This is a genomic window from Marinoscillum sp., from assembly GCF_965229915.1.
Lineage (GTDB): Bacteria > Bacteroidota > Bacteroidia > Cytophagales > Cyclobacteriaceae > Marinoscillum.
The window spans coordinates 2,760,490-2,779,159 of sequence record NZ_CBDDJZ010000001.1; the positions used below are offsets into that span (position 1 = coordinate 2,760,490).

At 40.9% G+C, this 18,670-nt stretch carries 18 protein-coding genes; 7 read left to right on the top strand and 11 right to left on the bottom strand.

The window, feature by feature from the left end; translation table 11 throughout:
• A complete protein-coding gene (locus ACO067_RS11815; protein WP_421874327.1) occupies positions 1-696 on the top strand; it encodes a metallophosphoesterase in 696 nt (231 codons plus the stop codon).
• Between the two features lie 173 nt (positions 697-869).
• Here the strand turns inward: ACO067_RS11815 and gdhA are convergent, their stop codons facing one another.
• Positions 870-2,222 carry an NADP-specific glutamate dehydrogenase gene (gene gdhA / locus ACO067_RS11820; RefSeq protein ID WP_421874329.1) on the bottom strand — a complete coding sequence of 451 codons (1,353 nt, stop codon included), beginning with the start codon at positions 2,220-2,222 and terminating at the stop codon, positions 870-872.
• Between the two features lie 190 nt (positions 2,223-2,412).
• Here gdhA and ACO067_RS11825 point away from each other — a divergent pair, with 190 nt between their 5' ends.
• A complete protein-coding gene (locus ACO067_RS11825; protein WP_421874330.1) occupies positions 2,413-2,589 on the top strand; it encodes a hypothetical protein in 177 nt (58 codons plus the stop codon).
• Between the two features lie 8 nt (positions 2,590-2,597).
• Here the strand turns inward: ACO067_RS11825 and ACO067_RS11830 are convergent, their stop codons facing one another.
• Both ACO067_RS11830 and ACO067_RS11835 read right to left on the bottom strand, forming a co-directional pair.
• Positions 2,598-4,499: a CASTOR/POLLUX-related putative ion channel gene (locus ACO067_RS11830; protein WP_421874332.1), complete on the bottom strand. Its 1,902-nt coding sequence runs from the start codon at positions 4,497-4,499 to the stop codon at positions 2,598-2,600.
• Between the two features lie 153 nt (positions 4,500-4,652).
• Entirely contained in the window at positions 4,653-5,150 is a 498-nt protein-coding gene (locus ACO067_RS11835) for a hypothetical protein (protein ID WP_421874335.1), read from the bottom strand.
• 94 nt (positions 5,151-5,244) lie between these two features.
• Here ACO067_RS11835 and ACO067_RS11840 point away from each other — a divergent pair, with 94 nt between their 5' ends.
• Together ACO067_RS11840 and ACO067_RS11845 are read left to right on the top strand one after the other, a co-directional pair.
• Positions 5,245-5,904: a response regulator gene (locus tag ACO067_RS11840; protein ID WP_421874337.1), complete on the top strand. Its 660-nt coding sequence runs from the start codon at positions 5,245-5,247 to the stop codon at positions 5,902-5,904.
• Between the two features lie 492 nt (positions 5,905-6,396).
• Positions 6,397-6,777 carry a TerB family tellurite resistance protein gene (locus ACO067_RS11845; RefSeq protein ID WP_421874339.1) on the top strand — a complete coding sequence of 127 codons (381 nt, stop codon included), beginning with the start codon at positions 6,397-6,399 and terminating at the stop codon, positions 6,775-6,777.
• Between the two features lie 170 nt (positions 6,778-6,947).
• Here the strand turns inward: ACO067_RS11845 and ACO067_RS11850 are convergent, their stop codons facing one another.
• Genes ACO067_RS11850 through ACO067_RS11865 form a run of 4 tightly spaced genes read right to left on the bottom strand, consistent with a single transcriptional unit; the run spans position 6,948 to position 11,411 of the window.
• Entirely contained in the window at positions 6,948-8,120 is a 1,173-nt protein-coding gene (locus ACO067_RS11850) for a thiolase family protein (RefSeq protein WP_421874341.1), read from the bottom strand.
• Positions 8,121-8,147: 27 nt separating this feature from the next.
• On the bottom strand, positions 8,148-8,510 hold the full coding sequence (locus ACO067_RS11855) for a four helix bundle protein (RefSeq protein WP_421874343.1): 363 nt from the start codon (positions 8,508-8,510) through the stop codon (positions 8,148-8,150).
• A 41-nt stretch (positions 8,511-8,551) separates the two neighbouring features.
• Entirely contained in the window at positions 8,552-10,954 is a 2,403-nt protein-coding gene (locus ACO067_RS11860) for a 3-hydroxyacyl-CoA dehydrogenase NAD-binding domain-containing protein (protein WP_421874345.1), read from the bottom strand.
• Positions 10,938-11,411: a MarR family winged helix-turn-helix transcriptional regulator gene (locus ACO067_RS11865; RefSeq protein WP_421874347.1), complete on the bottom strand. Its 474-nt coding sequence runs from the start codon at positions 11,409-11,411 to the stop codon at positions 10,938-10,940. The genes ACO067_RS11860 and ACO067_RS11865 overlap by 17 nt, the downstream gene beginning before the upstream one ends.
• 129 nt (positions 11,412-11,540) lie before the next feature.
• Between ACO067_RS11865 and ACO067_RS11870 the strand changes: the two genes are divergently transcribed.
• Complete coding sequence (locus ACO067_RS11870; RefSeq protein ID WP_421874348.1) at positions 11,541-12,116, top strand: hypothetical protein; 576 nt, start codon at positions 11,541-11,543, stop codon at positions 12,114-12,116.
• On the opposite strand, the gene ACO067_RS11875 is transcribed toward ACO067_RS11870, so the two are convergent.
• Positions 12,113-12,910, bottom strand: coding sequence for a hypothetical protein (locus tag ACO067_RS11875; protein WP_421874350.1), 798 nt, complete (start codon positions 12,908-12,910; stop codon positions 12,113-12,115). The two genes, ACO067_RS11870 and ACO067_RS11875, sit on opposite strands and share 4 nt — an antisense overlap.
• Before the next feature lie 111 nt (positions 12,911-13,021).
• On the opposite strand from ACO067_RS11875, the gene ACO067_RS11880 reads away from it, so the two are divergent.
• Together ACO067_RS11880 and ACO067_RS11885 are read left to right on the top strand one after the other, a co-directional pair.
• Positions 13,022-13,477, top strand: coding sequence for a GNAT family N-acetyltransferase (locus tag ACO067_RS11880; RefSeq protein WP_421874352.1), 456 nt, complete (start codon positions 13,022-13,024; stop codon positions 13,475-13,477).
• A gap of 97 nt (positions 13,478-13,574) precedes the next feature.
• A complete protein-coding gene (locus ACO067_RS11885; RefSeq protein WP_421874354.1) occupies positions 13,575-13,937 on the top strand; it encodes a hypothetical protein in 363 nt (120 codons plus the stop codon).
• A 1-nt stretch (position 13,938) separates the two neighbouring features.
• On the opposite strand, the gene ACO067_RS11890 is transcribed toward ACO067_RS11885, so the two are convergent.
• From ACO067_RS11890 to ACO067_RS11900, 3 genes are all read right to left on the bottom strand, one after another.
• Positions 13,939-15,756, bottom strand: coding sequence for a tetratricopeptide repeat protein (locus ACO067_RS11890; RefSeq protein WP_421874356.1), 1,818 nt, complete (start codon positions 15,754-15,756; stop codon positions 13,939-13,941).
• Between the two features lie 392 nt (positions 15,757-16,148).
• Positions 16,149-17,855 (bottom strand): Ig-like domain-containing protein, encoded by a 1,707-nt coding sequence (locus tag ACO067_RS11895; RefSeq protein ID WP_421874358.1) that lies wholly within the window; start codon positions 17,853-17,855, stop codon positions 16,149-16,151.
• The gene (locus ACO067_RS11900; RefSeq protein WP_421874360.1) at positions 17,852-18,625 is read right to left on the bottom strand and encodes a class I SAM-dependent methyltransferase; all 774 of its coding nucleotides are present in this window, start codon (positions 18,623-18,625) and stop codon (positions 17,852-17,854) included. The genes ACO067_RS11895 and ACO067_RS11900 overlap by 4 nt, the downstream gene beginning before the upstream one ends.
• Between the last annotated feature and the right edge of the window lie 45 nt (positions 18,626-18,670).

Consider the following 18,670-nt stretch of genomic DNA (forward strand, 5'->3'; position numbering starts at 1 on the left):
ATGGCTAACCCTCTGGGAAAAGTAATAGATAAAACTAAGGGCCGCAGACTCGTCATATCTGACATACATGGATGCAGCCAGACACTTGATGCTCTTTTAGATAAACTCTCCATCACCGATGAAGATCAGGTTTTCTTTCTCGGTGATTATGTCAACAAAGGCCCCAACAGTCTGAAGGTATTAGACACACTGATTGGTCTGAACCAGAAAGCCAATCACTATTTTCTCCTGGGTAATCATGACCTTCTCCTACTCGAGTACTTGCAAAATGGTGACAATGGGCACAAGCTTAGATTAGAAGAACTGAACAGTTCTTCCTTCTTTGATTTGTCCGAAACGGACCGCTCAAAATATCAATCGTTTTTAGAAAGCCTGCATCACTACTTTATCAGTGACGAATTCATACTAGTACATGCTGGATTCAATTTCAATCTGCAAAACCCATTTCTGGGTAAGGAAGATATGTTGAATGTTAGATCATTTTACTATGATGGGTCCAAGGCCATGAACAAAACCATAGTTCACGGTCACTATCCTTTCACCAAAAAAGAAATTGAAGAGGCCATCAGCGCTTATCAGAAAGTAATTCCGCTAGACAATGGCTGTGTCTATAAGGGAGAGCGAGATGGAATGGGGGAGTTGTTGTGTCTTAATCTAGATACTCTCGAGCTGATCGGTCAGGAGAAACTTGACTGATCAGACGTGATCTCTTTTGTGATTGCTAACCTTATGGTTTGGAAGGATCATTGGGCACACAATTGCCAAAATGAATAAACCGATAATAATTCCAAGCATTGCCATATCTTTCGTTTTTTATTGGGAAGCAAATATAAGCCCGCGAAGTACAAACGAGCAAAAAAATGGGGTGTTTAAACCACCCCTTGAGCGATCATTGCATCGGCTACTTTGACAAAACCAGCGATATTGGCCCCCTTTACATAATCCACAAAACCATCCGACTCCTTACCATAATCCACGCAGTTGGTATGGATGCTTTTCATGATCATTTTCAGTCGGTAGTCCACTTCATCGCGCGTCCAGTAGAGACGCTGGGCGTTTTGTGACATTTCCAATCCAGATGTAGCGACACCCCCTGCATTGGATGCTTTGCCCGGTGTAAAGAAAAGTTTGTTATCTCTAATATAAGCGAGAGCCTCATCGGTTGTTGGCATGTTGGCTCCCTCAAATACTCCCCGACACCCATTTTTGACAAGCGTCTTGGCATCTTCTAGTGGCAGTTCGTTTTGTGTGGCACATGGAAAGGCAAAATCCACTTTAAAATTCCATGGAGTTACATCAGCGTGGAATTTGGCTGATTTGTACTTATCCGCATACTCGCTGATCCTTCCTCTTTTTACATTCTTCAGTTCCTTGATGAACTCTAGCTTTTCGGTATCGATTCCATCTGGATCATGGATGCATCCTCCTGAATCTGAAACGGTGACCGGTTTGGCCCCAAATTCGATCAGTTTCTCAATGGCATATTGTGCCACATTACCACTACCAGATACTGCACATAGCTTTCCTTCTAAAGTATCATCATGCTCATCCATGACTTCTTTGGCAAAATAAATCAAGCCATATCCAGTCGCCTCTGTTCTGATCAATGAGCCACCATAATCCAGACCCTTGCCAGTAAGCACTCCGGTAAATTCATTGTTGAGTCGCTTGTACTGTCCAAACAAATAGCCAATTTCTCGGGCACCAACTCCAATGTCTCCAGCAGGAATATCTGTATAGCCTCCAATGTGCTTTGAAAGTTCGGTCATGAAACTTTGACAGAAACGCATCACTTCAGCATCAGACTTTCCTTTCGGGTTGAAATCACTCCCTCCTTTACCACCACCGAGAGGCAGTGTAGTGAGACTATTCTTAAACACCTGCTCAAAGGCCAAAAATTTGAGCACTGACAGGTTCACTGTTGGGTGAAAGCGTAGACCTCCTTTGTATGGACCAATTGCCGAATTCATCTGAACCCGAAAGCCACGGTTCACCTGTACATTGTTCTTATCATCAATCCAGGGAACACGAAACATGACCACACGCTCAGGCTCACACATCCGATCCAGCACATTGGCTTCCTTGTATTTGCTGTGTGTTTCCATGAAAGGAACCACAGTCTCAGCTACCTCAGTAACTGCCTGAATAAACTCTGGCTCGTGTGGGTTTCTTTTGGAGATATGATCTACAAATTGAGAAACTTCTTTGCTTAAGTTTGACATAGTATAGATTACTTCATTTTTGGGATTAAGAGTTTTAAGTTAGGCGATTTTTAGGCAAAAACATAGTGCTTGGATTCATCGATCAATAATTAACATTGATCTATTTCCTTAACCTAACCATGATGGTAAACTAAACAGTGGATAAACTTTGATCGTTATATTGGTGTGTGAACAATAAACCACCAATTTTATGTACACTACAAACATTGACAATGAGATCTTCACTAAGCTGAAGCGACTCAATCGAGATCAAAAAACTGACGTGCTGGATTACCTGGAACACATACCAAAAGTAAGCCACAGCACCAGGATCTACAGAAGAAAAGCGATGAAGCAAATTCGAGAAGCACTCGAAAAAGACTGGTAAAAGCCAGCTTAGTCTTCAGAGAGAACAATGACCATGTCATCCGAGCTCAGAGTGAACTGGTCAGATTTTGGAGGGTTTACATATACTCCGTAACCCTTGTTAGCATCTTTTGACTGTTTGATGACGCGGTAGCCTATAGCTACTTCATTTTTTCTGGCCGCTGATTCAAGGATCGTATAAAAGTTGATAGGTTCTCCTGTCTTCACATATTCACGAGCGGGCTTGATATAAATCTCTGAACCATCCGCATCAAACAAGTCTTCAAATACGCGCATCAAGTATTTATTCTCAGAGACCTGACTCATTAGTAACGAGATGAGCTTATCACTAACGATAAAGTCATCTGCACTCGTGATATCCGCCAACTGTCGGTTTCTGATATCTAGCATCTCAGATACAATCTTGTACTTCTCCCCGTTTTTCTCAGTGAAGTTTCTCAAATGAAGCAGCGTAATCAATGTCTGAGCATCCGCCTCCTGAATAGGAAAGTAGTTTTGATAACAGAGCAACATGATGTAATCGTATTGACTAAGATTCATTGATTCAAGCGTCTCACGATCCGTGGTATCCATGACTTCAAAAGACAGTGTAATGTTCTCAACCTGATTCTCTAAACGCTGTACAGCCTTGGCAGCATCATCAAACTTACTGATCACTCGTACATGTGAGCCGGGAGGCACATAGTTGTCAAGTTCTTTGATGATGTATCTGGCTCTGTTATTCCACCCAAGTATTAGGATTTTCTCCTTTTCCTGAATGAGAGGTTCCGTATAGACAATTTTGTTTTCCTCAAGTTCGTGGTGATCTGGAGCATTAGGAACAAGTGTATCATCATCCTCCGTGATCCCGATTACCTGGTCACCTTCTTTAAAAATCGTATCCATTGGAGGGTTGATCTCCACATGTCCATCGGCAAACTGAATACCCATGATGGCCGAATCCTCATATGAAAAGAGAATTTCACGGAAAGTTTTCCCGATTAGCGACCTCTCTTCCATAAAGTAGATTTCATCACCGCCAAAATCCATCAGCTCTATGTAAACCACCGACAGTCCTGACTGACGAGAAGTTTGTACCATGATTCTGGAAATGATTTCATCCGAAAGAATCAACTCTACCTCGTCTTTTCCGACCATCTTAGCCACCTCGAAGTTTCGCTTATCTTCCATCTCAGCAGTGATGTGATAGTTTTCCTCTCTGCGATCTGGATTCGTGACGATAGCCACGATGGTTTTTATAATTTGAGAATCAGAATTCTCATTGTCTTTATCAAGTATAATGATTGACTTGGTGTCAAATGGGTTAGCGATATACAAATCATGCACATCTATTGGGTTACCCGTACGGCATATGACTTTGGTGTTTCCCGTGCTTCCTACTTTATCACGAATCTCGTCCTCCATCAGGACTTTATCCATATCCGCCAAAATCACAATTACGCCTCTTTTCTGATTTTCGTTAGCAATGCAGATTTCAGAAATGATAGTGAAGATTTTGGATGACCAACCCAGGATCAATACGTGATCTTTTTCAATTACAAATGACCGTCCTTTCCTGAGGTCGTCCATTTTGGTGAGGATACCATTGGACACCAAACCGATCAGCGTGGACACAATCACCAGACCAAGGAAAGTAGTGATCATCATGAAAAGTCGGAAAGGCCAGTTGTCTTCATGGTTTCCAAGTACACCAGGATCAAGAACGTGCGTCAGGTTTACCCACAACGACTCAAAGAGTGTGAAGTCTTTATCCGAATCTGGATGCAGCCCGAATACCAACAACATGGTTCCAAAAAAGAGAATAAGAATAAACGACAGAATTCCCAAGCCGTAGATCATCGCTACGGTGCCTTTGGAAATGAAGTTGTCGAACTTGTAATTGAGTCTAGTTTTAAGCGGGATATTGCTCATTCGAAGCCTGCTTCTTGATTATGTCTTGAAAAGATACGCAAAAGTAATCCAAATTATAAATTATTCGGTGGCGCTTAGTAACAATCCGTAAGTTTAATTGATAAACGGGTTCTCATTAAGCTTCAACCAGTTATCAATTCTTCACCGTTGTGTTTACCGAATGTCAACCAGCCGGAGATAATCAAAGAACATACGTCTAAATTCATTGGCTTGTTCGGCAGACTCGAAAAACCCCTGGTTATTTAGTAGGATCGTCTGTTTACTTAAAACGGCATTGTACAGTTTTCTTGCCAGTTCTGCATGGTTTCTGTGATTCCCAGGTTCAAATACTAAACGATCCGAGTCAATAGAGAAAACCATTTCGGTCTCAATAGAATCGTTCGTGTTGAAATAAAAATAGGCCAGGTCTGATCTCCAGTTCAATACTATCACCGGCTCCATATCATTGGCCATTTTCAATCCCATTTTCGAGTAGAGTTCCAAACCCGCTTGCTGTCGCTCTTCCAGCTCATAATCTGATTTGCGCACGTTTTTGAAAAATAGCTCGGACGCATCAGAAGTATTGAAGTTAAGCTCATTGGAATCCACCTGTTTATCTTTATCAGGATGACAGGCAGTAAGTATCAAAAGGATGAAAATGTACCGATACATGACTTTATAGAGTTAATGGAATGATCAGGATTCATTAAAAAAATAAACGTGCAATCACCATTTATTGGTTAAATTTAAAGCACGGTGAATAGATATGGATGATAAAGCAATAAGAGTTCTAATTGCGGATGATCATACTCTCTTTAGGAAAGGTATGTCCATGATGGTGAGGACTTTTCCGGGAGTAGTGTCCGTACATGATGTGGAAAATGGTCAAAAAGCACTGGATTATTTGTCAGAAAATCCGGTGGACATTTTGTTACTTGATTTGGAAATGCCTGTACTTGATGGATGGGAAACCTCCAGAAAAGTAGTTGAGAATTTTCATGACACTTATATCATCATGATCTCAATGCACGACTCACTCAAACTTATTTCTGATCTGATAGAAATAGGCGTGCATTCCTACCTGCTCAAAAGTGCCGAGCCAGAAGAGGTGCAAAAAGCAATGATTTCAGTGATCAACAATGATTTCTACTACAACCAACTGGTAGCGAAGGCGCTTCACCAAAAAGTCAAATCCGGCAATGCGGATAAATTCTTTGACGAAGATAAAAATCAGCTCACCAAGAGAGAAGTTGAAATCCTTGAACTGATCTGTCAGGAGCTAACCATGAAAGAAATTGGTGAGAAACTATTTATCAGTGAGCAAACGATTCACACACATCGCAAAAATCTCATGCGTAAAACAGAAGCTAAGAATGCTGTAGGTCTGGTTAAGTTTGCCATTCAAAATCACATTGTGAGCTTATAAGTACCATAAACTGGGTAGTTTTCAACTTTCCAGTTTTACCTATTTTACTAGGTATATTCCCTATTTTTTTGGACAAAAGGGCTTCCATTGGCCTTAAACGACACCTACCGTTTTTAGTCATGCCGTGCAAAAGAATCCGATTTGTATATTTGAGAAGCAGTTTGTCTAGCTGCTAGGTTGATGGTTGCAGAAAGAGCTAGAAGTGCTATGGAAATTTCGCTTAATCTTTTGGTATAAAATCTCTTCTGTATTTGCTTCGGCTCTTTCTCATTTTTACGCTTCACAGCAACCATCCAAAAAAATTTTCATTCTCTCTTCCAACCATTTGTTGATTTCTTGTGACTTAGGTATAAGTCGTAAGGAAACCTTGTTTTCAAGAGTTTCTTTTTTTGCAAGTCAATAGGTAATCTGAAGAGGTTATCATTAAAAGTCTCCTAATTGTGTGATCATAATGGGAGACTTTTTTAATTTGAGCATACAACAAACAGCTGTATGAGCAAGACCAAACTCTCCGTTCTCATTAACCTGGCCAACTCTGATGGTGAGGTGGATGCATCTGAAAAATCACTAATTTTTAAAATAGGTGGAGCTCATGGCATGAGTCAGGATGAAATTAGTGACCTCATCGACAATCCAATGGAAAAAATTGATCTGAATACATTAAGCGCTGAGGATCGATTCGATACGCTTTATCATCTGGTGCATTTGATGAAGGTGGATGGTGAGATTTTTGATGAGGAAATCATGTATTGCCTGAACATGGCCAGAAAACTCAATTACCCATTGGAGGCGGTGATGGATCTTTATGGTTATGTGCACGCCAATGTCAAACTCACCTCTGAAATCAACAAGATTAAAAGAAAGTACGAGTAATAAAAAAGAGGCTGTCTCAAAAGCGGTGCTCTTGTCATCCTGAACTGGTTTCAGGATCTAAAATGCATTGATATTCAGCTACATAGATTCTGAAATAAACCTGTCTGCCGACAGGCAGGTTCAGAATGACACCAATTTCAGGCTTTTGAGACAGCCCCCTTTTTGGAAATCTAACCTAAATATTCATAAATCCCGGCAACACCCTGGCCACCTCCCACACAGGCGGTAACCATTCCGTACTTGGATTTACGTCTCTTCATTTCATTAAACAGGGTAATGGAAAGTTTTGCTCCGGTACATCCAAGTGGATGGCCTAAAGCAATTGCTCCTCCATTCACATTTAAGATGTCAGTATTCAAATCGAGTCCGCGAATGACAGCTAGCGATTGTGCTGCGAACGCTTCATTCAACTCGATCAAATCCATATCATTTTGTTTCAACCCTGCCTGCTTCAATGCCTTCGGCACAGCTTCCACCGGACCAATACCCATGATTCGTGGATTTACTCCAGCAGCTGTGTAGCTTACCATTCTTGCAATTGGCTCCAGGTTATATTCCTTCACCATTTTCTCAGACATCACCATCACGAAAGCAGCTCCATCTGAAGTAGGAGAAGAGTTTCCTGCAGTCACCTGCCCACCTGCTTTGAAAGCTGGTCGCAAACCAGCCAAAGATTCCATGTTGGTTTCTGGTCGGACACATTCATCTGTATCTACTGTGAATGTCTTTTTCTTCCGTTTCCCATCTTGCATGTAGGTTTCTTCCACTTCTACAGGAACAATCTCATCTTTGAATTTGCCAGTCTGGATGGCTTTGGCTGCTTTTTGGTGCGACTCCATCGCAAACTGGTTAGCGTCATCAGCTGAAATATTGAAGTCCTTAGCTACTTCTTCAGCTGTGAGGCCCATGCTCAGGTAATACTCCGGATTGTCTTTGGCTATTTTCCAGTTGAGTGCGGTTTTGTATCCCAGCATCGGTACCAAAGACATGGATTCTGTTCCTCCAGCGATGATACAGTCCGCCGTACCCGAGTGCACTCGGGCACATGCCAGATGAATCGCTTCTAGTCCCGATCCGCAGTATCTGTTGATGATCATTCCCGGCACTTCAATAGGGAGTGACAATAGGGAAATCATCCGTCCCATTTGCATTCCCTGCTCTGCTTCAGGAATAGCATTTCCTACAATTAAATCGTCAACTCTTTTGGCATCAAAACCATCTACCGAGCCAACTAAATGTTTGATTACGTCTGCTGCCAGGTCATCAGGTCTGTAAAATCGAAAACCTCCTTTTTTGGCTTTCCCAACCGCTGATCTATATCCGGCTACTATGTATGCATCCATGTTTTTAAGATTTTGAGTATTGAGACTCTAGACACTAGATCTTGAAAACTTATCTATTAATGTCCTTGTCATTTTCTGTATTTCATTTAATTCTGATGTAAGCTTTTCGAACTCAGAATGATTAATCAAATCAACCTCCTTCGAGATGATCATCTGTGTTTCCAGTTCGTACTGTGATCCTAAAGAATGAGATAGAAAATTGGATAAATCCTTATCTGTTTTTCTACCACAGCCTTCTGCAATGTTGGATGGAATAGAAACGGCACAGCGACGCATTTGAGAAGTCAATCCAAATTTTTCCGATTCTGGATATGTATCTGTTTGCTTGTATACATCTACTGCAAGTTGAATTCCCTTCTGCCAGACTTTTAATTCTTGGAAATTGTGCATGATCTAAAATCTTTTGTCTTACATCTTTTGTCTGGAGAAACTTAGTTTCTCAATGGTTTTCCCTTGAACAAAATGCTCTGGATCCGTTCCAAAGTTTTCTGTTCACCGCACAAACTCAAGAACGCTTCTCGCTCCAGGTCCAGCAGGTACTCCTCAGAAACCAATGTCTCTGCACTGAGATCACCACCACTCATGACGAATGCGAGCTTACTGGCAATTTTCGCATCGTGATCAGAAATATAAGAACCATACTTCATCCCAATGATTCCAGCTTCAAACATGGCCATACTCGTTTTACCATGTACTTTGATGTCTGTGCGCTGTACTGGTTGCGTATATCCTGCATCGGCTATCTCCAATACACGTTCTTTTGCATCGGCAATGACACGAGATCTATTGAGCGTGATTCTATCTGAAGGACGAACAATGTCCATTCCTCTGGCCTCTTCAGCAGAAGTGGCCACCTTGGCCGTCGCGATATTCATAAAATATTCCTGAAGAATATTTAGTTCCGGATCGTTTGGCATGTACTTATCTGCTGCACGCAGTGTCAGCTCTTTGGTACCACCGCCACCAGGAATCAGTCCAACGCCGAATTCTACCAAACCGATGTAGGTTTCAGCATGTGCCTGGATGGCGTCACAGTGCAGGGAAAGTTCACAACCGCCACCGAGTGCCAAGCCAGCCGTGGCTGCCACCACTGGAACGGAACTAAATCGCGCTCTTGTCATCGTCTGTTGGAATTGACGAATCATTAAGTCGATTTCGTCATATTCCTGATCCACGGCAAACATGAACAACATCGCCAGGTTTGCTCCAGCAGAAAAGTTGGAAGATTCATTTCCTACTACAACACCACGGTAATCTTTCTCGGCCATCGTGATTGCCGTATTGATTCCTTCGATCACTTCCGCACCGATCGCATTCATTTTGGTATGGAACTCCAGGTTTAAAACGCCATCTCCAATATCATAGATCGTGGCACCATCATTTTTCCAAACCACATTGTTGTCTTTGTAAGCATCTAGATAAATAAAGCCTTCCGTTCCTGGAACAACTTTGTACGATTTGGAGGGTATGTCGTAGTAGTGTTTCTTGCCATTTTGATATTTATAGAAGGTCTCGTTTCCTGCTGATAGCATTTCTTCTACCCATGCTGCAGGAGCAAGATCCATTTCCTTCATCTTGTTCAGACAAGCTTGCACACCCATGGCATCCCATGTTTCGAATGGCCCCATTTCCCAGCCAAACCCAGCAGCTACTGCCTGATCTATGCGGTAGAGCTCATCAGAAATTTCAGGAATACGGTTAGTACAGTATCGGAAAAGATCGAAGAACGACTGACGGTAAAAATCACCTTCTCGTCCTTCTGCATTAATGACAATCTGGAATCTTTTCTTTAGATCTTCCTCATTTTTGGTTTTGTCCAGAACATCCAGTTTGATCTTGTCTTTTGATTTATATTCAAAAGTTTTCAGATCAAGTTCCAGGATCTCTTTGTTGCCTTTATCGTCTACTACTTTTTTATAGTAACCTTGCTTCGTTTTGTCTCCCCACCATTTACGGTCATAAAGTTCCTGCACGATTTTCGGGAGTTTGAAGGTGTCTCTGCTTTCGTCTTTTGGCAAGCCTTCGTACAATCCTTGCGCTACTTTCACTGCAGTATCCAAACCGACCACATCCATGGTACGGAAGGTCGCAGATTTTTGTCGGCCGATAACTGGACCAGTGAGTTTATCCACCTCGTTGACTGAAAGTCCCATCTTCTCAATGGTGTGCATGCCCGACATGATGGCGTAGATACCAATTCGGTTGGCAATAAAGGCTGGTGTATCCTTACAAAGGACCGTTTCCTTTCCAAGATAGAGGTCTCCGTATTTCAGGAAGAAGTCAACGATCTCCGGATCTGTTTTCTGTGTCGGGATGATCTCCAATAATCGGAGGTATCTCGGTGGGTTGAAGAAGTGCGTTCCACAAAAGTGTTTTTGGAAATCTTCACTTCGCCCTTCCAGCATGAAATTGATCGGAATCCCTGAGGTGTTGGAGCTAATTAAAGTTCCCGGTTTCCGGTGCTGTTCTACTTTTTCGAAAAGGGATTTTTTAATTTCCAGGTTTTCTACAACTGCCTCAATCACCCAATCATAGTCTCTGATCTTGGCCAGGTCATCATCAAAGTTTCCTGTCTTGATGAGTTTGGCTTTGTCTTGATGATAAAGTGGAGAGGGTTTTGACTTCACTGCCGCATCGAGTGACGAATTGACAATTCGGTTTTTCACATGTGGGGAGTCAAGCGTTAGTCCTTTTGCTTTCTCAGCGTCGGTCAGTTCCTTCGGACTGATGTCCAAAAGCAAAACCTCCAGGCCGATATTCGCAAAGTGGCAAGCGATCCGTGATCCCATGATCCCGGAGCCTAATACTACTGCTTTCTTAATGCTTCGTTTCATAAATAAAGGCTTCTGCTAGTTTATCGAATAAAGATTTATCTTCTATTAATTGTGTTACAGTATTGGTGACGCGGATAAATGCCTGCACATCTTCCTCTGGAACCATCTGACGAATCTTGGTATTGAATTCGCGTACAGCTTTTTTGGAAAACTCTCTTTTCTCTTTGCCGAGTTCCGTTAAGAAAATACGAACAGAACGTCCATCAGTAGGGTCCTTCTCCCGACGAATCCATTTTTTGTCTTCCATGGTTTTGAGCATCCGGGTAAGCGATCGAGCTTCCAATCCCATAAGTGGTGCAATCTTCGTAGCGGGCGTTCCGTTTTCCTGATCAATGTTTAATAACACAAATCCTGTGGAAGCGGTAACATCCATATCCGCACCGTACTGATTATACATCCGTGAGATGGCGTGCCATGCTACCTTGATGTTGTAATCGATGGTTTCTTCTCTTTTCATCTAATCATTTTTGGGCAGTACCAACAGACTGTTTGGTACGCAGTTTTCTGAGTCAATCAAAGATAGTCAAAATTTGTTATGCATGCATACTATTTTTTAATTACCGTGGGATGGTTAGTTTTGAATGACATGGAAGAAAAGCAGCCACAATTCCGAGATATTCCCAGAGATTTTCATTCGTTTGAAAAGGAGGGTCTATTCACTCACTGCATAGAATGTGAACGAGATTTGTTGAAAGGAGATTGTGATTATGTGATCGAAAAAGCCTTTCGTAATTATCAGGGATTTAAGGCTCAGGATGTGATTTTCGATTATGCGATCTGTATGGATTGTGCGATGGAGATTCAAAAGCGAATGTCTAAAGAATCGATGGCGAAAATTCAGGAATACATGCAAAAACAAATGATGGAACGCCAGCAGGAACTGTCCAATCGCGATCTGAGCAATGTAGAAGAACTGTATTCTAAATGCATGTTTACGGATGTAGATAAAGGTGCCTGTGAAGAATACCAGGTTTTTGCCTTTTGCCGTGGTGACCAAATGAATCTCCAGATGCCGCCCTACATGGTATCCGGTCCTATACTCGACGAAATCTCAGAGTTGCTGTCTGATGAAACCAGAGACGAGCTTAACGGATTTTTCAACAAACACTTTTCTCCTGCTCCCGGAATGTTTGAACCCGATCCGAGATTGATTTTGATTTAAAACGAATACTTCAATCCATTCGTCAATGAATACACCCAGTTATTGATGGGAATGATCGGATGGTCTTCGTACTGTGCAGTGAACGTGGTGTTAAAAGCCAGCTGGTTGGTGAGTTTCACATTCAGATCAAAATCACCACTGATTCGGTTTCGGAAAACGGAGGATTCCTGATCATACCCTCCCTGGTAGTAGGCAATCAGATTTAAGTTGACAAATTCATTTAGCTTCTGCTGGTAGTTGATGTAATTGGTTGATTTGAAAATATCTTTTTTAATGAGCATTGATTCATCCTCCAGATTTTTCCAGTTTTCCTGTTCGTGCATCACTCCTATTCCTACATGTAAGCGCGTTTTCTTACTATTAACCAATTGAAAGCGGAAATTCCCGCCATTGAGATATCTGAAAGTCATTTTCCGGCCTTCATCATATTGGACCTGAGTGAATAGTTCGTAGGACAGTTGGTTCTTACGTAGAAAATTGATGCGAAAATGGGTGTAACCTGTACTGAATAGCGGTCCACCAGTGGTTTTGAAGTAATTCAGCTGGTTGATCAGGATATATGCATGTTGGTTGCCGAGATATACCAAATCAGCGCTTGCTTTCAATCCTGTGTAAGTAATATTTTGTTCTGCAGTAGCACTCCGGTTGTTAAGGTTAAAGTCTGCTTTTACACTACCCATGAAAATTCCTGCGGTATCCGCATCCACATTGGTTTTATCTACTTTGAGAATCTGGGCCGTTGCCCACATTGAAGGGATTAGCAGTAGAACAGGAAGAAATACTCGTTTGATCACTGATTTGTCTTTTTTGAAGGAACGTATGATTGCGAAAATAGTATGGAGCTTTTTAAGGTAGAAAGCATTGATGAGTGAATTAGATTTATCGAGTTATTAAATTGATCCTTCATGGAACATTTGGAACTAACTCGTGGCGACTATTCAATCAGTACAGATACTGACAAGCTCAATATTTCATTTATTCACCACTTCTTGTCGGTTGAGTCTGGTTGGAGTAGGGGCATACCACTTGACAAAGTGGAAAAAGCTATTAAAAACTCATTGAATTTTGGCCTGTTTCATCACGAACAACAAATTGGGTATGCTCGAGTCATTTCGGACTATTCCACGATTGCCTACTTAGGAGATGTATTCATAGATACCCAATTTCGTAGGTTGGGTTTGAGCAACTGGTTGATGGAGGTCATCATGAATCACCATGACCTACAGCAATTAAGAAGATGGATTCTGCTGTCGAGTACCGCTCCATGGCTTTACGAAAAATATGGATTTACTCCGCTTGCCAATCCAAAAGTATATATGGAAAAAGTGGATTTAAATGTCTATCAGCCCATAGTTGAGTAGATACTATTTGATATTTCTCATCTTACTTACTGATCAGGTTCATCGGCGACTGCCGATCCAGTTACTACCTTGATACCAGACAGGCCGTAGTAGTATTATGGAAACACGAAAAATCAATACCGAATTTGAGCAAGGGGAACATTTTTTAGAAATGGCTCATGAAGCGATGAATTTTCCTAACAAAGGAGAGATGGCATACCTGACGTGCATCAATGCCAAAAAAGCACTTGTCGATTATCTGACTAGTATGCTGGTGCATTATGGTGAAGAGATCTACAGCAGGGATGCGGAAGTATTGCTCAATCAATGTAGAGAACTCAGTGGTAACTATCTGGATCTAAAAATAGATGGCTTATTGCGATGGGAAAATGGCGAAGAAAAACCGAATCACTATCTAGCTCAAGAAATAGTGCAATCTGCAGAGTTAGCGCGGGAATTGATGTTTTGTGAAATGCTCTGACTTAGTTAATCAAATCGCCCCGCATCGCTCTGATTCTCTGTCGAGCTTCTGCTGCATACATACTTCCAGGATAGTTTTTCAGGAATTCTTGTAGTTGGGTCATGGCTCGACTTTCATCCTGAAGGTAATCTTGAATGATTGTTGCTTTCTTGTAAAACGCATCATCACTTAAAATATCATATCCGTAGGACTCGACGATTTTGTCCAGAAAGTCTATTGCCTGATCGTAAGAGCCAGCCTGGAGGGCAAGTTTGGCTTCCAACCAATAGACCTCATCGGTGATGCTATGTCCTGGGTTTTCGTTTAGGATTTTTTGAAGTTGTGCTCTTGCTTGTTCTGTTTTATTCTGAAATATCAGCAACTCTACATTGGCAAACTGTTGCATCACCACATCGGTGGAATCAAAGGCGGTATTATCAGAAATCAGTAAACTCAGTGCTATGGCATCATTGGAAATTTCACGTGTAGTGGCTAGTTTCAAAATATCCAGGTGACTTTTGGCCAGCGAGAAATTGCCAGTAAAATAATTCAATCGAGCATTTCTCAATTTCGCTTCATAACCTAATGGTGATTCTTTGTTGTCCTTTTCCACCTGGGAGTACAGTAGTGTAGATTCCCAGGGTTCGCCCGTGAGGATATAAATATCTCCCAAATCAAGTTTACACTCCGATACTAATACGCGCGGAGCGCGACGATTTTCGATTACAAAGTTTAAAATGCGTGTAGCCGTATCCAATTCATCCAGATAAAATGCATGGAGCAGCGCTTGGTTGCGCAAAGCCTCCAGTGTGGTATAGTTGGGCCCGATTTGTTCGTACAATTCGGCATATTCTTGTGCCAGGCTACGAATGGCTAAAGTATCAATTGGATATTTGGTTTTGACTTTGTTTTCCTTCGATTTGATCAGAAATCGTCTGGCTTGTGGATAATTGTAGTCATTGCCATATGTGTCAATGACATAAGTATAAATATCAATGGCATCATCCCAGGCTTCATTGTCATAAGCGATTCTGGCTATGCGCATGCTTTGGTCGCCAGGCTTTTGAGTTCGCCGATCGAGAGCTCGTGCTTGTATGAAAGCTGCGTAATAGTTTTTTCGTTGCAGCTCCAGCCAAATGAGCAGATCAGAGTAAAGATCGTCATTCGGATTTTTTTGGATTTTCTGGATGAGGGTTTCTTCTAAAAATTCTTGATCCTCTGGCTCGGTGAGTATGTTTTGAAACAGGTTTTTGACATAGGCAATATTGGCAGGATTACCTTCTGCATAATTGATGTATTCTTCGGTCATTGATCGTTTGTCATTTTTCAAACGATAGAGTGCAGCCATATCCAGTGCAAAAGCCGAGTTTCTTCCATTGATTTTACGTGCTGTTTTATAAAAATCAATAGCCGGTTCGTACATCTGATGTGACACCAGATTTTGAGCTACAGTACTCAACTGATATTGATTGTCCTGATTTTCCTTTTTGAGGTTACTCAAATATTTATCTAATTGATCCTGCTGACCATTGGTATGATAGAGAAATGCAAGATCCACCTGGTAGTTTAGATTACCTGCAAAAGATTTGATAACGCGATCAAGGTATTTTTCTGCAGACTTATAATCCTGCTCTTCTAGCAAAAGCCGAAAATAATTGGAGTGGATCAGTGGAATGGCCGAGCGAGATTTTTCTAAATCCTCAAAAAGCGCGCGGGCCTTTTCAAATTCTCCTTGTTGGAAATATTCATTTGCGAGCTTCGCCTTGTCTGTCTGTGCATGCAGGAGGCTCGTGGCGAAAATTATTAATATGAGAGAAAAATATCTGAAGTACATATTCATGAAGTTATCCACTTTATTCTTCTACCTTATAATGAATAGTTAAGTTTTAATTTAAAAGCTATTTCTATTATTAACCCTGTGGATATGTGGGTAATTCATTAAAATTTGATTTGGTTTTTTATGATGTTCATAAGTAATTGTTCAGGAATTCGTTTTCCACAGTTTATCTCCTGGTTAAGTTATTGATTTACTGTTATTTACGGTTTTATGTCGATAAGTCTTTAGTATGTGTTGTTAATTGTTTTGACTAAAGGAAGTTTGGATAGATAGTTGATAAAGCCGGAGTTATTATGATCTTTTTATTGTGCTTAGACCTGAATCAGCAACCTGAAGAATAACTCCGGATTATTCCACGTGAAACGCTACACTTGTCCACAGATTTAATGGGTTATTCAGAATGAATAATCTAGTTGATTATCGAAATTGGCACGAAGAGTAGTTTCTTCTTTGAAATAGATAATAGGCTCAGCAGGTTGGTTTGTTCTATAGTTTCCAATGTCCCACTGCCCATTTTGATTCGAATCGATCAATATACGTACCCAGTAGTTCCCAGGTTCAAGATTGGTAAAGACACATTCTTTACAATTAGATTGTTGAGCAGCAACTGTTGATTTACTCATCAATTGGACCATGAAATGGGTTTGATCTGTCTGTAAGTTCAAACGGATGATACCAAAGTTTTCAGGTTTGATGAATTGATAGTTGGATTCGACTAAATCTGATGAATCTAGTTCAACTGACACAAATGACTGTGGAAGAATGGCCAGCTTAAAACTACTAGGATTGATTTTCATTAGTCTCTGTTTGAGCAGCATCTGGGTAGTGTCCATATTGGCACTGTCTAGTACGATGGCATCAATGGAAGCTTGCAAGCTATCAGCATATGAAGATGAGGTTATTGGGAGATCAAATGATAGGGTCATTCGCTGATTATCAAATGCAACTGATTTGGGTCGATAATCATAGGTAAGAATAGTATCATATACCACATCCAAAAAATCCGTGTTGAGAATAGTCGTGGGTTTATTGAAAGCAAGAGAAAACCTGGTATCAGAATTAATGGCGGTGCGGTTTTTTGGTGAGAGCGATACAGTAAACTGTTCTGGTTTTCGTGATGACTCCCGGTATTGAATGTAAACGGTATCAACAGTGGTGTTACTTAAACTATCTCTAACATTGATTATGGTAAATAAGCTATCCAGGAAAGATTTGTTATCATAGAATCGGATGGTTTTGTTTTCATCTATCAGTTTGGATGGAAGAAATAGAGAATCAGCATTTTGATAGCTGTAATCAACTATTGGCTTAGAATACCGAACTTCAAAATATCTACCCGTTGGTCGAGCTGAGATAAAATTGAGTTGACTAGCATCTATCTGAATGGTGTGTAAATCAATTGTATCTCCAGATTGAGATCTCATATCTATAGTATCTGGGTAAACTGAATAGGACTCAGTAGCGGCATTAAAGATGAGATTGCGATTTTCATCACCAAAAGCAAACAACCTGTAGTTCGCTGCTTTGATGTTTTGTAAAAAATATTGACCTGATTCGTCAGTGGAACTAAAATAGGTGGGTTTGTTTTCTTCAAAATCTAATGTGTCGCTAATCGTGTATAGGCCGACTGTTATCTTTTCGACAGGTTCGCCCGTAAAGCGATCATATACTTGTCCGGAAAGATTCAGTGAATCAATGAAGTTACCTGTACTAAAAGCTATGATAAGATTTTCTGCGGGTGTCTTTTCTGTAATGTCGGTAATACCATCAAAGAAATTAAAGGTGTAAGTGGTGCTGTCTTCAAATGGTTCAGCAAATTGTAAGGTGATGCTGTATTTTTTGGGTAGGGCCTTATAGTCGATATCTGTAGTTGGAGTAATGATTAGATTTTGTTTGAGTTTATCTGAATTGATAATCTCATCGAACGTAAGGGTAATAGTTTGTCCTTTATAGTTCAGCTGCTGATCCGCTGGAGTGGATTCCAAAAGTGTAGGAGGAATGGTATCCTTTGGACCTCCGGTTGGTGAAATTGGGTTGGCACAACTAAAGGCAATGAACTCAAGAACTGATAAAATGAGAATGACTCGAATGAATATCTTCATGCTTTAAGTACGTAAATAAGGCTGGAATATTCCCCGGTATGCTGAGCTTTTTTATTGGACCTGATTCCAGATCGCAAAGCTGCTAAATAATTTGTATTACCGGTTTTGTTCTTCTCACTTAATAGAGAAACATAGTAGGAGTCAAATACCATGGGATGAACGTCGATCACTTCTAGTTTGCACTTTTTTGCTAAGGTAGACATGGCATTTTGGTCAAAATGATAGAGATGCTTTGGTACATCATATGCTGCCCAAAACTGACCATAATATTTGGCATCATCTGATTGATGATTAGGAACGGCCACAAAGAGAACACCATCATTAGTTAAGGATTTACGCAGTGTTTTAAGTGTGGTTTTTAGGTCATGCACATGTTCTAGTACATGCCAAGCGGTGACTATGTCATATTTGTCCTTGCCAATTGATTTAAGTTCTGAAAGTATCGACACACCAGTAAGATCATGAGCAGCATTAGCCGTTTCTTGATGGGTTTCAAATCCTTCTGCCAAATAACCATGATTCTGCATATAATCAATGAATACACCAGAGCCACAGCCAAAGTCAAGGCAGGATTTACCTGTGGTATAGTTTTGTATGAGTTTCTTTTTCTGTGCCAGGGTAATGGAACGAACTGCTTTATACACCAGGTTTATTGGTGTATTGGCTTTGTTAGTATGAGAGATATAGTTTTTGTCATTATAATACTTCGCTATATGCTGTGCGTCTGGACGGGGATTGGTAATGATCAAACCGCATTTTTCACACTTCATCAAGGCAAAACTTTCACCGGACACGGTATGATCCTTACATATGAT

Bases quoted from the DNA above. Each gene is read 5' to 3' on its own strand.
- ACO067_RS11825 (WP_421874330.1), top strand. From the start codon at position 2,413: ATGTACACTACAAACATTGACAATGAGATCTTCACTAAGCTGAAGCGA.
- ACO067_RS11885 (WP_421874354.1), top strand. From the start codon at position 13,575: ATGGAAACACGAAAAATCAATACCGAATTTGAGCAAGGGGAACATTTT.
- ACO067_RS11865 (WP_421874347.1), bottom strand. From the start codon at position 11,411: ATGAAAAGAGAAGAAACCATCGATTACAACATCAAGGTAGCATGGCAC.
- ACO067_RS11870 (WP_421874348.1), top strand. From the start codon at position 11,541: ATGGAAGAAAAGCAGCCACAATTCCGAGATATTCCCAGAGATTTTCAT.
- ACO067_RS11895 (WP_421874358.1), bottom strand. From the start codon at position 17,855: ATGAAGATATTCATTCGAGTCATTCTCATTTTATCAGTTCTTGAGTTC.
- ACO067_RS11855 (WP_421874343.1), bottom strand. From the start codon at position 8,510: ATGCACAATTTCCAAGAATTAAAAGTCTGGCAGAAGGGAATTCAACTT.
- ACO067_RS11830 (WP_421874332.1), bottom strand. From the start codon at position 4,499: ATGAGCAATATCCCGCTTAAAACTAGACTCAATTACAAGTTCGACAAC.
- ACO067_RS11815 (WP_421874327.1), top strand. From the start codon at position 1: ATGGCTAACCCTCTGGGAAAAGTAATAGATAAAACTAAGGGCCGCAGA.
- ACO067_RS11900 (WP_421874360.1), bottom strand. From the start codon at position 18,625: ATGAAGTGTGAAAAATGCGGTTTGATCATTACCAATCCCCGTCCAGAC.
- ACO067_RS11840 (WP_421874337.1), top strand. From the start codon at position 5,245: ATGGATGATAAAGCAATAAGAGTTCTAATTGCGGATGATCATACTCTC.
- ACO067_RS11860 (WP_421874345.1), bottom strand. From the start codon at position 10,954: ATGAAACGAAGCATTAAGAAAGCAGTAGTATTAGGCTCCGGGATCATG.
- ACO067_RS11890 (WP_421874356.1), bottom strand. From the start codon at position 15,756: ATGAATATGTACTTCAGATATTTTTCTCTCATATTAATAATTTTCGCC.
- ACO067_RS11880 (WP_421874352.1), top strand. From the start codon at position 13,022: ATGGAACATTTGGAACTAACTCGTGGCGACTATTCAATCAGTACAGAT.
- ACO067_RS11850 (WP_421874341.1), bottom strand. From the start codon at position 8,120: ATGGATGCATACATAGTAGCCGGATATAGATCAGCGGTTGGGAAAGCC.
- ACO067_RS11845 (WP_421874339.1), top strand. From the start codon at position 6,397: ATGAGCAAGACCAAACTCTCCGTTCTCATTAACCTGGCCAACTCTGAT.
- ACO067_RS11835 (WP_421874335.1), bottom strand. From the start codon at position 5,150: ATGTATCGGTACATTTTCATCCTTTTGATACTTACTGCCTGTCATCCT.
- gdhA (WP_421874329.1), bottom strand. From the start codon at position 2,222: ATGTCAAACTTAAGCAAAGAAGTTTCTCAATTTGTAGATCATATCTCC.